The organism is Streptomyces sp. NRRL B-1347, assembly GCF_000720325.1.
Lineage (GTDB): Bacteria > Actinomycetota > Actinomycetes > Streptomycetales > Streptomycetaceae > Streptomyces.
Genome location: NZ_JOJM01000007.1, coordinates 20306 through 34898, shown reverse-complemented (window position 1 = coordinate 34898; position 14593 = coordinate 20306). Strand labels below are relative to the sequence as shown.

The window sequence follows — 14593 nt, the reverse complement described above, 5'->3', positions numbered from 1 at the left end:
CCGTCACCCACAGGCTGTTCGGGGGCAGGGGGGAGTCGATGACGACCACGTGGGGGCACTCCGGGGTGCCGTCCCTGGCGCAACCGGCGCAACCGGCGCAACCGGCGCAACCGGCGCAACCGGCGCAACCGGCACGACCGGCACACGCCCCGCCTTGGGTGTCCTCCCTGCTCTACGCGGCCGTGCTCTTCGCGGGCGTGTACTACGACCTCGTCGGGGACGAGCCGCAACCGCCCGCGCGCACCGCCGGATTCGTCGGCGCACTGGGCGCGCTGTTCGCCCTGGACGCGGCCGAGCGGCGGTGCCATCGGCGGTCGGGCACCTCGCGCGCCCTGGCGGTGAGCGTGCTCGTCGCGCGCGTGGGCCTCTTCGCCGCGGTGACCTCCTGCGACAGCGCGGGCCTGTCCCGGGCGCTGTTCGTGCTTGTGCCGTTCACGGCGTACTTCGCCTTCGGGCGGCGCGCGAGCCTCGTGCTCGGCGCGGGCTGCGCGGGGGCGCTGCTCGGCCGGTACGTGCTGACCGCCGACGGCTGGTACGCGGACGCCGAGGCGATCTCCGACCTGCTGATGTTCGCCCTCGTCCTGACGCTCACGGTGTCCATGGCGGCCGTCGCGACGGGGGAGCAGGACGCCCGGTGGCGCCTGGAGTCGACGGTGCGTGAACTCTCCGCTTCCCACCACCGGTTGCGCGCGTACGCCGCCCGGGTCGCCGAACTGTCCACGGCCGAGGAGCGCAACCGGCTCGCCCGCGAGATCCACGACAGCATCGGCCACCACCTCACGGCCATCGCCGTGCAGGTGGAGAAGGCGGAGGCGTTCCGCGACCTCGACCGCGCGGAGTCCGACCGGGCCCTGGCGGCCGCCCGCTGGTCGGCGCGGCGCGCCCTGGAGGAGGCTCGCCTCTCGGTGCGGGCGCTGCGGGCCGAGCCGGAGCCGTTCTCCTTGGCGGGCGCGCTCACCGAGCTGGTCCGGCACGGCGCCGACGGCGGCGGCCCGCACGTCACCCTCGACGTCGCGGGTGAGGAAACGGGATACGCGGAGAGGCAGTTGACCGCGCTGTACCGCGCCGCGCAGGAGGGCCTGACGAACGCCCGCCGCCACGCGGACGCGGCACACGTCCACCTCCACGTGGAGTACGGACCGGTAGGCGCGCGCCTGACCGTGACGGACGACGGCCGCGGACTGCCCGACCCCGCCGCCGCCCGGTCCGTCCCCGCCGCCCGGTCCGTCCCCGGCCTCGGCCTGCGCGGCCTGCGCGAACGGCTCCGGCCGCTCGGCGGCGAACTGAGCGTGCGCGGCGCGCCGGGCGAGGGCACGACGCTCACGGCGACGGTGCCCCGCGCAGCCGATTCCCCGGATCTCCCGGGTCTCCCGGATCCTCTGGACTCCCCGGATCTCCCGGGCCCGACCGGACGCACCTCATGAACTCCCCGGCCCCCGAAGGCTCCGGCGCCGTACGCGTCCTCGTCGTCGACGACCAGGAGCTGATCCGTGAGGGCATCGCGTCCCTGCTCGGCATCCAGCCCGGCATCCAGGTGGTCGGCACGGCCGCCGACGGCGCCGGGGCGGTCGACGCCGCGCTCTCGCTGGCGCCCGACGTGATCCTGATGGACGTGCGCATGCCGGGCATGGACGGCGTCACGGCCGTCGCCGCCGTCGGCGGGCGCGCTCCCGCCTGCAAGGTCGTCATGCTCACGACGTTCGACGACGAGGACTACGTCGTCCGCGCCCTGCGGGCCGGTGCCGTCGGCTATCTCCTCAAGAGCCTGCCCGCCGCCGAACTCGCCGACGCCGTACGGCTCGCCCACCGGGGCGTGGCCCAGCTCGACCCGGCGGTCACCCGGCGCCTCGCCGCCGCGTCACCGCCCGCCGAGCCGCCCCGGCCCCTCGTGGAACCGGCCGGTTCCACGGGGGCGGCCGGTTCGCCCACCGCCCGCGAGGTCGAGATCCTGCGGCTCGTCGCGGCCGGGGCCACCAACCGCGAGATCGCGGCGGAGCTCTACCTCAGCGAGGGCACCGTCAAGAACCACATCTCGCGCATCCTCACCCGCCTCGGCCTGCGCGGCCGCGCCCAGGCCGCGCTGTACGCCAGGGACCACGGCCTGCTGTAGGAATCCCTGTTCACGTCCGTGCCGCGCTGTGTGCGAAGGGTTTCGGCGCTCCGTGTCAACGACGCGAGGTAGTGCGACCGGGCACGGTATTGCCAGCACCGAATCGGGGGCGCACGAGGCCCTTCACCTTCTTTGAGCAGGGGGAAGCTGTGCGGAAGACGAAGATGCTGGCCGTGTTCGCGGCAGTCGCCGCGACGCTCGCGGGACCGACGGCGGCGAGTGCGAGCGCGACGGCCCGGGACGTGACGCGAGTGACGCCGGTGCCGGGGGAGGAGGGGAGGTACCGGATCACGGGTGACGACCGGGGCGCGGCGGCATGGGACGCCTGCGGCGGCGGCACCTGCTTCTTCAGCGAGTACGACGGGGTCGGAGACCTCTGGGTGGTGCCCGCCTGCGGCCGGCACAACGTGCCCAGAGAGTTCAACGACAGGCTGACCTCGGCGTGGAACAGGACCCCGTACATCGTCCTGGTCTTCAAGGACAGCAACCAGGGCAAGTACCAGGGCCCGATGCCGGCGTGGTTCAAGGGCAACCTCGCTCCCGGCCACAACAACGAGACGAGCTCCGTGGACGTGCTCTGCATGTAGCCCTGCATACAGCCCGGAGGGGGGCCTGAGCCCGGGGCCGCGAAGGCGGCCCCGGGCTCATGTGCGCGTGGCGCGGGCCCGGACAGGCCCTACGTGGGGTCAGGCCCCGGTCGCGTACCGCTGGAGGAACAGGGCCTCGGCGACCGACATGCGCTCCAGCTCGTCGGGCGACACGCTCTCGTTCACGGCGTGGATCTGCGCCTCCGGCTCGCTCAGACCGATGAGGAGGATCTCCGCCTCGGGGTAGAGGGCACCCAGCGTGTTGCACAGCGGGATCGAGCCGCCCATGCCGGAGGCCTGCATCTCCTGGCCGTCGTACGCCTCGCGCAGGGCGGCCGCCATGGCCTCGTACGCGGGGCTCGTGACGTCCGCGCGGAAGGCCTGGCCCTGGCCGACCTGCTCCGTGCGCACCCGGGCGCCCCACGGCGTGTGCGCCTCCAGGTGGGCGCGCAGCAGCTTCGTCGCCTCCGCGGCGTCCACGCCTGGCGGCACCCGCAGGCTGATCAGCGCCCGCGAGGCCGCCTGTACGGAGGGGGTGGCGCCGACGACGGGCGGGCAGTCGATGCCGAGCACGGTGACGGCCGGGCGCGCCCAGATGCGGTCGGCGATCGTGCCCTCGCCGATGAGGCCCACGCCTTCGAGGACCTTCGCGTCCCTGCGGAAGTCGTCGTCCGCGTACTGCAGGCCCTCCCAGACACCGGCGTTATCGAGGCCGTCGACGGTCGTCGAGCCGTCCTCGGCGCGCAGCGAGTCGAGGACGCGCACCAGGGCCGCGAGGGCGTCCGGGGCGGCGCCGCCGAACTGCCCGGAGTGGAGGTTGCCTTCGAGCGTGTCGATCTCGACGCGGACGAGGGTCATGCCGCGCAGGGTCGCGGTGACCGTCGGCAGGCCCGCGCGGAAGTTGCCCGCGTCGCCGATGACGATGGTGTCGGCGCGCAGCAGGTCGGGGTGCGCCTCGGCGTACCGCTCCAGGCCGCCGGTGCCCTGCTCCTCCGAGCCCTCCGCGATGAACTTCACGTGCACCGGGATGCCGCCGTTGGCCTTCAGGGCGCGCAGCGCGAGCAGGTGCATGACCACGCCGCCCTTGCAGTCGGCGCTGCCGCGGCCGTACCAGCGGCCGTCGCGCTCGGTCAGCTCGAAGGGGGGCGTGACCCAGCCGGCCTCGTCGAGCGGGGGCTGCACGTCGTAGTGCGCGTACAGGAGCACCGTCGGGGCGCCCTCGGGGCCCGGCAGGAAGCCGTACACCGACTGCGTGCCGTCCGGGGTGTCCAGGAGCGCGATGTCCTCGAAGCCCTCGGCGCGCAGGGCGTCGGCCACCCAGTTCGCCGCGGCCTCGCTCTCGCTCTTCGGATACTGCTCGAAGTCCGCCACCGACTTGAAGGCCACCAGCTCGGTGAGCTCCGCCTTCGCCCGCGGCATGAGCGAAGCGACGGTCTCGGCGATCGGATTCGACGGCATGGGCACGCTCCTCGTAGGTGCGACGTTGTCCCTGTGGGACGGGTGAAACGGTTCGCTGTGTCTTGCGTGCGCGCCGCGCGCGTGGCCGGTGGGCACGGTGCGTGCGGTGTGCACGTTGCTGATCCTCCCACAGGAGGGTGGCGCGGGCGTGCGCCGTAGGATGCCTTCCGATAAGCAACGACAGCGCGGCCAAGACGGGGATCGGGAGCGGAAGACCAACGTGAGCAGCGAGAAGTCAGCGGACGACACGCGGCAGGTGTGGGACGTCGTCGTGGTCGGCGCGGGCCCCGCGGGAGCCTCCGCGGCCTATGCGGCGGCCGTCGCGGGACGCAGCGTCCTGGTCCTGGAGAAGGCCGAACTGCCGCGGTACAAGACATGCGGCGGCGGCATCATCGGCCCCTCGCGGGACGCGCTGCCCCCGGGCTTCGACCTGCCCCTGCGGGACCGGGTGCACGCGGTCACCTTCACCCTGGACGGCAAGTTCTCCCGCACCCGCCGCTCGCGGAAGACGCTCTTCGGGCTCATCAACCGGCCGGAGTTCGACCAGCAGCTCGTGGAGTACGCGGAGAAGGCGGGCGCGGAGGTGCGCACCGGCGTCACCGTGGCGCGCGTCGAGCAGCACGGCCCGGCGGTGCCGGACCGGCGCACGGTCGCGGTCGTCCTCCAGGGCGGCGAGACGGTCCTTGCGCGTGCGGTCGTGGGCGCCGACGGCAGCGCGAGCCGCATAGGAGCACACGTCGGGGTGAAGCTGGACCAGGTGGACCTCGGCCTCGAGGCGGAGATCCCCGTGCCCGCGACGGTCGCCGAGGACTGGGCGGGCCGGGTGCTCATCGACTGGGGCCCGATGCCGGGCAGTTACGGCTGGGTGTTCCCCAAGGGCGACACGCTGACCGTCGGCGTGATCTCCGCGCGCGGGGAAGGCGCCGCGACGAAGCGGTATTTGGAGGACTTCATCGCCCGGCTCGGCCTCTCGGGCTTCGAGCCGAGCATCTCCTCGGGCCACCTCACGCGCTGCCGCAGCGACGACTCGCCGCTGTCCCGCGGCCGGGTCCTGGTGTGCGGCGACGCGGCGGGCCTCCTCGAGCCGTGGACCCGCGAGGGCATCTCGTTCGCCCTGCGCTCGGGCCGCCTCGCGGGGGAGTGGGCGGTGCGCATCGCGGAGGCGCACGACGCGGTGGACGCCCGCCGCCAGGCGCTGAACTACGCGTTCGCCGTCAAGGCGGGCCTCGGCGTGGAGATGGGCGTCGGGCGGCGCATGCTGACCCTCTTCGAGCGCCGCCCCGGCCTGCTGCACACGGCGATCACGACGTTCCGCCCGGCGTGGAACGCGTTCGCGAAGATCACCCGTGGTTCGACCACGCTCGCCGAGCTCGTGCGCACGCACCCGATGGCGGGCCGGGTGCTCGGCAGGCTGGACCGGTAGCGGTGCCGTCGGGGCGGGTGGCGGACGGGGAGTTCTCCCGCGCGCCCGCCCCGACGGCCTCGCACTCCCACCCGCGCGCCCGTCCCGCACGCCCCCTGGCAGGAAACGCGTGGAGCCGCTGAGTTCGGTGATCCGGCTGTGAAGAATGAGAAGTCGTCTAGCTTTTCGCATGAAGGTTTCTCCAACTCGCCAGGGGCATAGGCTGGTTAGCTCGGATGAGGGGGCTCGACACATGCCGTCGCACTCGAAGGTCCTCGTCGTGGACGACCACGAGGATTACCTCTTCGCGCTCGAAAGCGCGCTGGCTCCGCTCGGCTACGAGACGACGTGCGCGACCAACGGGGACGACGCCCTCAAGGAGATACTCCGCGGCCACATCGCCGTGGCCCTGCTCGACGTGCGCATGCCCGGCGTCGACGGCCTCGACGTGGTGCGCTACGTACGGGGCGTGGAGCAGACGCAGCTCCTGCCGATCATCCTGCTGACCGGCTTCGACGTGAGCCAGGAGCTGTCGGCGACGGCCCTGCGCCTCGGCGTGGCCGACATCGTCGTCAAGCCCGTCGATCCGTGGACGCTGCGCACCAAGGTGCGCTACCTCTACGACACCTACCAGCGGCTGCGCGCGCTCCAGGCCGAGGTCGACGGCTACCGGTCCCGGGGCTTCGACGGCGTGCAGGTCCGGGTGCCCTCCCAGCCCAAGGGGACGGTGCGCCGCAGGCCGCTGCCGAAGGACTGACCGCCGCGCGGGCGGCTACTCCCCAGGGAGTACGCCTGATCGCCACGCCTGGCGGACGCCCGGCGCCCCGGCCGCCGTCTAGCGTGGCCGCCATGGACGAACAGCGCGGACGCGGGTGCGGTGGTCCGCCCTTCACCGGACCACCGACGTGGCGGCAGGGGCCGCCGTGGTGGCGGCTCCAGGGCACCGACGACAGTGCCGCGGCCGGGCGCCGCCTGCCCTGGCTGACGACCCTGCTCCTCACCGCGTTCATCCAGGTCGGCACGGGCTTCGCGGAGCACGGCCAGCCCGAGCGCGAGGCGGTCGACGGCTTCGCGCGGGCGCTGCTGGTCATCGCGTCGGGCTCCCTGCTGCTGCGCCACCGCCACCCCGTGGCCGTGGCCTACGTCACCGCCGGGACCACCGTGGTCTACCTCGGCGCGGGATATCCGTACGGACCTGTGTTCCTCGCGGTCGCGGTCGGCTGCTTCGCGGCGGTCGTCGCGGGGCACCGGCGGGCGGCGTGGGGCGCCGTTGGCGTGTGGTGGGCCGGGCAGATCCTGGTCACCCAGGTGCTCTACCGGTGGCTGCCGCCCGCGGGGGACAGCGCGCGCGGCTGGGGCGAGGAACTGGTCGTCGCCGTCTGGGTGGTGGCGGTCGTCGCGGTCTCGGAGCTGGCCCGCACCCGCCGCGAGCAGTGGGCCAAGGAGCGGGCCGAGCGCGCGCTCGCGGCCAGGCGGCGCGCCGACGAGGAGCGGTTGCGGATGGCCCGTGAGCTGCACGACGTCCTGGCCCACAGCATCTCCGTCATCAACGTGCAGGCCGGGGTCGGCCTCGCCCTGCTCGACTCCGACCCCGAGCAGGCCAGGACCGCCCTGACCACCATCAAGGCCGCCAGCAAGGAGGCGCTCGGCGAGGTCCGCCAGGTCCTCGACACCCTGCGGGCCCCCGGAGCCGCCCCGCGCGCCCCGGCCCCCGGCCTCGACCGGCTCCCCGAACTCGTCGAGCAGGCCGGGAGCACCGGCCTGACGGTGACCGTCACCACGGAGGGCCCGCGGAGCCCGCTGCCGCCCGGCGCGGACCTGGCCGCCTTCCGCATCGTCCAGGAGGCGCTCACCAACGTCGTACGCCACTCCGGCTCGCGGCGGGCGCGCGTCCTGGTGCGGCACGCCCCCGGATCCGTGACCCTGCGCGTCGACGACGACGGGCCCGCCACCGGCGCGGACTCGGGCGGCAGCGGCAACGGCCTCGCCGGAATGCGGGAGCGGGCCGCCGCGCTCAAGGGCACCATTGAGGCGGGCCCGCGCCCCGACGGCGGCTTCCGCGTGACGGCGGTGCTGCCCACCACCGGTGCCGCCCGGCCCGAGCGGGACCGGCACGACGAGCAGTGAGCACCCCACCCCAGGAGGCCCCCGTGATCCGCGTACTGCTCGCCGACGACCAGTCGTTGGTCCGCGCGGGGTTCAAGGCGCTGCTCGACGCACAGCCGGACATCGAGGTGGCGGGCGAGGCCGCGGACGGCGACGAGGCGGTGCGCAAGGTGCGGGAGCTGCGGCCCGACGTCGTCCTGATGGACATCCGCATGCCGCTGCTCGACGGCCTGGAGGCCACCCGCAGGATCACCGGCGAGCCGGACCTCGACGGCGTACGGGTGGTCATGCTCACCACGTTCGAGCTCGACGAGTACGTCTTCGAGGCGATCCGCTCCGGCGCCTCGGGCTTCCTGGTGAAGGACACCGAGCCGGACGAACTGCTGCGGGCGGTACGGGCGGTGGTCGCCGGGGACGCGCTGCTTTCCCCCGGCGTGACGCGCCGCCTCATCGGGGAGTTCGCCGCGCGCTCCAAGGAACCGGCGGCCGCGGGGGCGCTCGCCCACCTCACCGAGCGGGAGCGGGAGGTGATGGCCCTCGTCGGCATCGGCCTGTCCAACGAGGAGATCGCGCGCCGCCTGGTCGTCAGCCCGCTCACCGCCAAGACGCATGTGAGCCGCACGATGGTGAAGCTGGGCGCCCGTGACCGCGCCCAACTGGTCGTCCTCGCCTATGAGTCCGGCCTGGTCCGGCCCGGCTGGCTGGGCTGAGCGGGCAGGCCGGGAAGGGCCGCGCGCCGCGCCCGCCACCGCTCGGCGAACCGCCACAGGACGGTGACCAGGCGCACGACGAACACCAAGGCGGCGAGCGCGACGCCCACCACCGTGAGCGTCGACGCGGTGCCGCCCGACAGGCCGAAGACGAGGATGGGCCCGCCCGCCAGGGCCATGAAGACGAGCGCGGCGGCCGCCACCGCGCTCGCGAGCGCGTACCCGATCTCGATCGTGATCGCGTCCCGCTCGGCGCTGCTGCGTCGGCCTTGTCCGACCGTGTCCCCCATGTCATCCATACGGGGAGTGTCACAAACCGGGGGCCCGGCGGGCAAGGAACTGCCCGCCGGGCCCCCGGAGGTCGGTCGCGAACTGCCGCGGCGGCCGCTAGTCGCCGACGGTGACGCGCTCGCGGGAGGCGTCCGGCTGCGGCTGCGACGTGGCGACCGTGATGGTCCGCTGCCGACGCCGGGCGCGCAGGCCGGTGAGGTTGATGAGCAGACCGGCGACGGCGAAGGCCGTCACCAGGACCAGGCCCGGCCGGTAGCTGTCCAGGACGGCTCCGGGCGAGGCGCCGGTCTCGGGCGACCCCTCGCCGGAGGCCGTGATCACCGCGGTGGTGATGGCGAGGATGACCGCGCCGCCCACCTGGATCGAGGTGTTGAGCAGGCCCGACACCATGCCCTGCTCGTGGTCGGCCACGCCGTTGGTGGCCTGGATGTTGAGCGAGGGGAAGACCAGGGCGCACGCGATGCCGAGCAGCACCATCGACGGCAGGATGACCGCGACGTACGTCGGCGTCAGGTCGATGCGCAGGAACAGCGCGTACGACACCACGAGCAGCGCGAAGCCGGTCACGATGACCCGGGTGGTGCCGAACCGGTCGATGACACCGGCGATCTTCGTGGCGGACAGGGCCACGATCACGCCCGCGGGCAGGAAGGCGAGCGCCGTCTCCAGGGCCGACCAGCCGAGCAGCGACTGGAGGTACTGGGTGGCGATGAACTGGAACGAGACGTAGCCGCCGAAGAACGTCACCGCGCCGAGCTGGGCTCGGATCTGCTGGCCCGAGCGCAGCACGCCGAGCCGGATCAGCGGGCTCGCGGTGCGCAGCTCGATGCGGACGAACGCGGCGAGCAGCACGGCCACCGCGAGGAAGGAGAGCAGGGTGCGGACGGAGGCCCAGCCGACCTCGGGGGCCTGGACGACGGTGAAGACGAGCAGCAGCATCGACGCCGTGCCGGTGACGGCGCCCGGCACGTCGTAGCCGCCGCGCTTCTCCTCGCGCGGGGAGCGGGGGATGAGCTTGAGCCCGGCGATCAGCGCGATGACGGCGATCGGTGCGGGCAGCAGCATGGTCAGGCGCCAGCTGACCTCGGTGAGGACGCCGGACAGGACGAGGCCGAGCGAGAAGCCGGTGGCGGCGCAGGTGGTGTAGATGGACAGGGCGCGGTTGCGGACCGGGCCCTCGGCGAACGTCGTGGTGATGATCGACAGGCCCGCGGGCGCGGTGAACGCGGCGCTCAGGCCCTTCACGAAGCGGCTGGCGATGAGCAGCGGCCCGGAGTCGACGAGCCCGCCGAACAGCGAGGTGACGGCGAAGACGCCGAGGGCGATGAGGAAGACCTCGCGGCGTCCGAGCAGGTCGGCGGCGCGGCCGCCGAGCAGCAGCAGACCGCCGTAGCCGAGGATGTAGCCGCTGACGACCCACTGCAGGGACGAGGTGGAGAGGTCAAGGTCGGAGCCGATGGAGGGGAGGGCGACGCCGACCATCGAGACGTCGAGGGCGTCCAGGAACATCGCGGCACACAGGACGAGCAGGGTGCCCCACAGGCGTGGGGTCCAGCGCTCCGCCGACGCGGAGGCGAGAGGGGCAGGGGAGACCGGTGAAGTCATGCGAAGCAGAGTACATGCATATGCATTGACTGCAAGTGCATTTAATTCCGATGCAATAATCGCCCGATTTCTGCTACGGTGCCGCCATGGCGGCGACGAAGGCCGAGCCCGCGGCGCAGGCCGAGCAAGGGCTCGTGAACCAGTGGCGGGAGATCCTCGCGGTGCATGCGCGCACCCTCTGCGAGCTGGACCGGGAGCTGCATCCGCACGGCCTGGGCGCGAGTGACTTCGAGGTCCTCGACGTGCTCGCCGAAGGCCGCTCCGCCGACGGCGACGGGGGCTTCCGGGTCCAGGACATCGCCTGCCAGGTCCACTTGAGCCAGAGCGCCCTGTCCCGCCTCATCGGCCGTCTGGAGAAGGACGGCCTGGTCGAGCGCGGCATGTGCAGCGAGGACCGCCGCGGCGTCCGGGTCTGCGTGACCGCCAAGGGGCGTCGACTGCACGCCGAGGTGCGGCCGGTGCAGCGCGCCGTGCTCACCCGCATGCTGGCGGCGTCGGACGCCTGACGGCGGGCCGAGGGCGCACTCGGCCGCGGCCGAGCGCCCGCGGGTCCGGCCGTCAGCCGACCCCCGACGTCTCGCGCCACAGCGTGGCGAGCGTGGCGTCGCCCGTGATCTGCGGGAACGGCAGGCGGTTCCACAGGGCCAGATACAGATACGCCGCCTGCCCCGCCACCTCGCAGTCGGCGGGCAGCGTGTCGCCGCGCTCGGTGACGGGCGCCTCCGTGGACAGATGGACCGTCCACGCCTCCTTCGCGTCGGTGGCGCGAATCCGCAGCACGCGCGGCTCCGGCGTCCGCACCCGGCTCTTGGACCGGGCGTGGAAGCCGTGCAGCAGCTCGTCGATGCCGTCCACCGCGAAGTCCGTGCCGACGGCCGTCGGCGTACCGCCGCGCGCTGACTCGGCGTCCACGCGGTGCACCGCCGTCTCGTTCGCCTGCCGCCGCGCCCAGAAGGCGAGCGGTGACGGGGCGGGCAGGAACGTCCAGCACCGCAGGTCGGAAGGGGCGGCGGTGAGCGTGGCGACGAGCAGGGCGTGCCCCTCGCGGAACCACGCCACGAGGTCGGCACCGTCCAGGGACGGCTCCTCCTCCCAGGAGCGGAACGAGGGGTGGGCGTCGGCGACGAAGGCGGCGGCCCAGCGGTGCACCACGCCCGTGTGCCGCAGCAGGTCACGCACCTGCCAGCCGGGGCAGGTGGGCACGGCGGCACCGGTGCCCGCCTGCTCGGCGGCGCGGGCGAGCAACCGGCCTTCCCTGTCGAGTGTTTCGATGTGCTCGGCAATCTCCATGCGGGGATTGTGCAGGACGACCCGGCCGCCGCGTGGGGGAAGGGGTGACCGCGTTCGGGCCGGGGCGAAAGGCGACTGCGACCGGGCGCGGCAGCGTGCGCGGGGCGGGCGTGATGCGCGCGCGAGCGGGTGCGGCCCGGGGGCGCACCCGTCGGTAGGCAGAAGGAGCCGCTGCCCGTTCGCGGGCGGCGGCGCGGCCCGTGGGGCTCAGGTGCTGTGCCGTGGGGCTCAGGCCGCGCTGTGCCGTGGGGCTCAGCCCGTGCTGTGCCGTGGGGCTCAGGCCGCGCTGTGCCGTGGGGCTCAGCGCGTGCCGTGCCGTGGGGCTCAGCCCGTGCCGTGCGGCACGGACGTGCGTCCCGTCGCCCCGGCTATGCACGCGGCGACCGCCGCGAGCACGGCCACGCTGGTCAGCGCCACCGGCAGGGAGAGCCAGTCCGCCATGAACCCGATCGCGGGCGGTCCCATCAGCATGCCGCCGTAGCCGAGCGTGGACGCGGTGGCCACCCCGCTCGGCCCGGCGAGCGCGCCGGCGCGCTCGATCGCGACGGGGAAGATGTTCGCCAGGCCGAGGCCCGTGATCGCGAACCCCGCGAGGGCCGTCCCCGTGGAGGGCGCGAGCGCGCCCAGGAGCATCCCGGCCGCGGCGAGCAGCCCGCCGCCGACGACGGTGCGCGTCCCCCCGAGGCGTTCGAGGAGCGTCGTACCGGAGAGGCGGCCGATCGTCATCGCGAGCGCGAAGGCCGAGTAGCCCGCCGCGGCGACGCCGGGGTGCGCGTCGAGGTCCTGCTCCAGGTGGAGCGCGCCCCAGTCGGCCAGCGCCCCCTCGCCGTAGGCGGTGCACAGCGCGACGAGCCCGAAGACCACGACGAGCCCGCGCGCGCCGCGGCCGGAGCCGCGCGGCGCGGCCGCCCGCGTGCCGGTCGCGGCCGGGGCCTTCGGCACCTCGTACCGCAGCAGCGTCGGCGCCGTGACCGCCGTGACGAGGAGGCCGATCAGGGCGAGCCCGAGCAGGTGCCGGGTGGGGGAGAGGTGCCCGGCGACCAGGCCGCCGAGGCCCGCGCCGATCATGCCGCCCAGGCTGAACGCCGCATGGAAACTGGGCATGACCGGGCGTCGCAGGGCCCGTACGAGGTCGACGGCGGCGCTGTTCATGGCCACGTTGATGCCGCCGTACGCCGCGCCGAAGAGCAGCAGGACCAGACCGAGCGCCAGGGCCGAGTGCGTCAGCGGCGGCAGCGCGACGCTCAGCGGCAGCAGGACGCCGCACACCACGGTCACCGGATGGCTCCCGTAGCGCGTGCACAGCCGCCCCGTGAGCGTCATCGTCACCACGGCCCCCGCCGACACCCCGAGCAGCGCGAGTCCGAGCGCGCTCGCCGAGGCCCCGGTCTGCTCCTTGATGGCCGGGATGCGCACGACCCAGCCGGCGAACACGAAGCCGTCGAGGGCGAAGAAGACGGTGAGCGCGGCGCGGAGCCGACTGAAGTCGCGGGAAGTGGCCTCGGACGCCTCTGACGTGGTTTTGTTTAGTAGCGGCACAAAGTCAGCGTAGAGGCGCACCCCGGTCGCGGACAAGGTGGATGTCCGCGGCGGGGTCGCGACGCGGGGAAGGGGCGGCGGCGTCCGTCCGTGGATCACGGATGGCTTCGCCCGTGGTGCGGCCTCGCGAAGCGACGCTTCGTCACGGCTACGCACATCGGAAATAGGCGTACGAAACCGTGGATCACGGGCAGGCGACGAGCACGGGAAGGCCGGATGGCGACGAAGGAACGGCGAGACGGCGTACGGATCATGGGAGACTCGCCCTCATGAACGGGAAGGCTGCCACCGGGGGTGAGGCGCGCACGCGCCTGGAGCGCGGGCGTACCGCGCTCGGCCCCGCACTCGAACTCGTCCACACCGGGCGCGCCCCCACCCGGGCCGTCCTCACCGCCGAGTTGGGTGTCACGCGGGCCACGGCGGGTGCCGTCGCGGCCGAGTTGGAGGCGCTCGGCCTGATCAGCGTCGACGCCAAGCCGAGTGCGGCCGCGGGTTCGCAGGGCCGCCCTTCGCACCGCCTTTCCGTCGCCGGGACAGGGCCGGTGGCGCTGGCCGCGCAGGTGCACGCCGACGGCTTCCGCGCGGCGCTCGTCGGCCTCGGCGGCGAGATCGTCGCCACCGCGCCCGGCTGCGAGACGATCGACGCGGACCCGGCGCAGGTGCTCGGCGCGGTCGTCGACGAGGGCGCCCGGCTGCTGCGCGAGACCGGGAGGCGGTGCGTGGGCGCCGGACTCGCGGTGCCGTCGGCGGTCGCGGAACCGGAGGGCACCGCCCTCAACCCGCTGCACCTGGCCTGGCCCGCGGGCGCGCCGGTGCGGGAGATCTTCGCGGACCGCGTACGGGCGGCGGGCGTGACGGGCCCCGCGTTCACCGGCAACGACGTGAACCTCGCGGCGCTCGCCGAGCACCGGCACGGCGCCGGGCGCGGCGCCCGCGACCTGCTGTGTGTGGCGACCGGGCACCGGGGCGTCGGCGGCGCGCTGGTCCTCGACGGCCGTCTGCACACCGGGAGTTCGGGCCTCGCCCTCGAAGTCGGACACCTCACCGTGCATCCGGAGGGGCGCCCCTGCCACTGCGGCAGCCGCGGCTGTCTGGACGTGGAGACCGACCCGCTCGCCTTCCTGACGGAGGTCGGGGTCAGGCCGGGGCCCGAGGGCCTGCTCAACCAGGCGCGCACGCTGTTGGCCGAGCGCTACGCGGACCCGGCGGTGCGGGTGGCCGCCGAGGTCCTGATCGACCGCCTCGGCCTCGGCCTCGCGGGCCTGGTGAACATCCTCAACCCCGACCGCATCATCCTCGGCGGCCTGCACCGCGCTCTGCTCGACGCCGATCCGGAGCGGCTGCGCGCGGTGGTCGCCGACCGGAGCCTGTGGGGCCGCAGCGGCGGCGTGCCGATCCTCGCCTGCACCCTCGACCACAACAGCCTGGTGGGGGCCGCCGAGCTTGCCTGGCAGCCGGTGCTCGACGACCCCCTGGGGGCGCTGGGTTAGGTCCT

At 74.0% G+C, this 14593-nt stretch carries 14 protein-coding genes; 9 read left to right on the top strand and 5 right to left on the bottom strand.

The window, feature by feature from the left end:
• Positions 1–158 precede the first annotated feature (158 nt).
• The 3 genes from IG74_RS54190 to IG74_RS0109635 all read left to right on the top strand — a co-directional run bounded on the left by IG74_RS54190 (position 159) and on the right by IG74_RS0109635 (position 2697).
• Complete coding sequence (locus IG74_RS54190; RefSeq protein WP_051854732.1) at positions 159–1424, top strand: sensor histidine kinase; 1266 nt, start codon at positions 159–161, stop codon at positions 1422–1424.
• Entirely contained in the window at positions 1421–2110 is a 690-nt protein-coding gene (locus tag IG74_RS0109640) for a response regulator (RefSeq protein ID WP_030672866.1), read from the top strand. The genes IG74_RS54190 and IG74_RS0109640 overlap by 4 nt, the downstream gene beginning before the upstream one ends.
• A 149-nt stretch (positions 2111–2259) precedes the next feature.
• Entirely contained in the window at positions 2260–2697 is a 438-nt protein-coding gene (locus IG74_RS0109635; protein ID WP_030672863.1) for a peptidase inhibitor family I36 protein, read from the top strand.
• 99 nt (positions 2698–2796) lie between these two features.
• On the opposite strand, the gene IG74_RS0109630 is transcribed toward IG74_RS0109635, so the two are convergent.
• Positions 2797–4155: a dipeptidase gene (locus IG74_RS0109630; RefSeq protein ID WP_030672858.1), complete on the bottom strand. Its 1359-nt coding sequence runs from the start codon at positions 4153–4155 to the stop codon at positions 2797–2799.
• Positions 4156–4375: 220 nt separating this feature from the next.
• Between IG74_RS0109630 and IG74_RS0109625 the strand changes: the two genes are divergently transcribed.
• From IG74_RS0109625 to IG74_RS0109610, 4 genes are all read left to right on the top strand, one after another.
• Positions 4376–5578: a geranylgeranyl reductase family protein gene (locus tag IG74_RS0109625; protein ID WP_030672855.1), complete on the top strand. Its 1203-nt coding sequence runs from the start codon at positions 4376–4378 to the stop codon at positions 5576–5578.
• A gap of 232 nt (positions 5579–5810) precedes the next feature.
• Positions 5811–6314, top strand: coding sequence for a response regulator (locus IG74_RS0109620; RefSeq protein WP_051854731.1), 504 nt, complete (start codon positions 5811–5813; stop codon positions 6312–6314).
• Between the two features lie 92 nt (positions 6315–6406).
• The gene (locus tag IG74_RS0109615; RefSeq protein WP_199818807.1) at positions 6407–7684 is read left to right on the top strand and encodes a sensor histidine kinase; all 1278 of its coding nucleotides are present in this window, start codon (positions 6407–6409) and stop codon (positions 7682–7684) included.
• 23 nt (positions 7685–7707) lie between these two features.
• Positions 7708–8373, top strand: coding sequence for a response regulator (locus IG74_RS0109610; protein WP_030672846.1), 666 nt, complete (start codon positions 7708–7710; stop codon positions 8371–8373).
• Here the strand turns inward: IG74_RS0109610 and IG74_RS0109605 are convergent.
• On the bottom strand, positions 8334–8672 hold the full coding sequence (locus IG74_RS0109605) for a DUF6332 family protein (protein WP_030672844.1): 339 nt from the start codon (positions 8670–8672) through the stop codon (positions 8334–8336). The genes IG74_RS0109610 and IG74_RS0109605 overlap by 40 nt on opposite strands.
• An 88-nt stretch (positions 8673–8760) precedes the next feature.
• Complete coding sequence (locus tag IG74_RS0109600; protein WP_030672842.1) at positions 8761–10269, bottom strand: MFS transporter; 1509 nt, start codon at positions 10267–10269, stop codon at positions 8761–8763.
• A gap of 86 nt (positions 10270–10355) precedes the next feature.
• Here IG74_RS0109600 and IG74_RS0109595 point away from each other — a divergent pair, with 86 nt between their 5' ends.
• Entirely contained in the window at positions 10356–10775 is a 420-nt protein-coding gene (locus IG74_RS0109595; RefSeq protein ID WP_030672840.1) for a MarR family winged helix-turn-helix transcriptional regulator, read from the top strand.
• Between the two features lie 52 nt (positions 10776–10827).
• Here IG74_RS0109595 and IG74_RS0109590 read toward each other — a convergent pair whose 3' ends face one another.
• Complete coding sequence (locus IG74_RS0109590) at positions 10828–11559, bottom strand: maleylpyruvate isomerase family mycothiol-dependent enzyme (protein WP_030672837.1); 732 nt, start codon at positions 11557–11559, stop codon at positions 10828–10830.
• Positions 11560–11883: 324 nt separating this feature from the next.
• On the bottom strand, positions 11884–13098 hold the full coding sequence (locus tag IG74_RS0109585) for an MFS transporter (protein ID WP_030672836.1): 1215 nt from the start codon (positions 13096–13098) through the stop codon (positions 11884–11886).
• Positions 13099–13367: 269 nt separating this feature from the next.
• Here IG74_RS0109585 and IG74_RS0109580 point away from each other — a divergent pair, with 269 nt between their 5' ends.
• Positions 13368–14588, top strand: coding sequence for an ROK family protein (locus IG74_RS0109580; protein WP_030672834.1), 1221 nt, complete (start codon positions 13368–13370; stop codon positions 14586–14588).
• Positions 14589–14593 lie beyond the last annotated feature (5 nt).

Coding starts and splice junctions, on each gene's coding strand:
- IG74_RS0109580 (WP_030672834.1), top strand. CDS start 13,368: ATGAACGGGAAGGCTGCCACCGGGGGTGAGGCGCGCACGCGCCTGGAG.
- IG74_RS0109590 (WP_030672837.1), bottom strand. CDS start 11,559: ATGGAGATTGCCGAGCACATCGAAACACTCGACAGGGAAGGCCGGTTG.
- IG74_RS0109620 (WP_051854731.1), top strand. CDS start 5,811: ATGCCGTCGCACTCGAAGGTCCTCGTCGTGGACGACCACGAGGATTAC.
- IG74_RS0109595 (WP_030672840.1), top strand. CDS start 10,356: ATGGCGGCGACGAAGGCCGAGCCCGCGGCGCAGGCCGAGCAAGGGCTC.
- IG74_RS0109640 (WP_030672866.1), top strand. CDS start 1,421: ATGAACTCCCCGGCCCCCGAAGGCTCCGGCGCCGTACGCGTCCTCGTC.
- IG74_RS0109630 (WP_030672858.1), bottom strand. CDS start 4,155: ATGCCGTCGAATCCGATCGCCGAGACCGTCGCTTCGCTCATGCCGCGG.
- IG74_RS0109600 (WP_030672842.1), bottom strand. CDS start 10,269: ATGACTTCACCGGTCTCCCCTGCCCCTCTCGCCTCCGCGTCGGCGGAG.
- IG74_RS0109615 (WP_199818807.1), top strand. CDS start 6,407: ATGGACGAACAGCGCGGACGCGGGTGCGGTGGTCCGCCCTTCACCGGA.
- IG74_RS0109605 (WP_030672844.1), bottom strand. CDS start 8,672: ATGGATGACATGGGGGACACGGTCGGACAAGGCCGACGCAGCAGCGCC.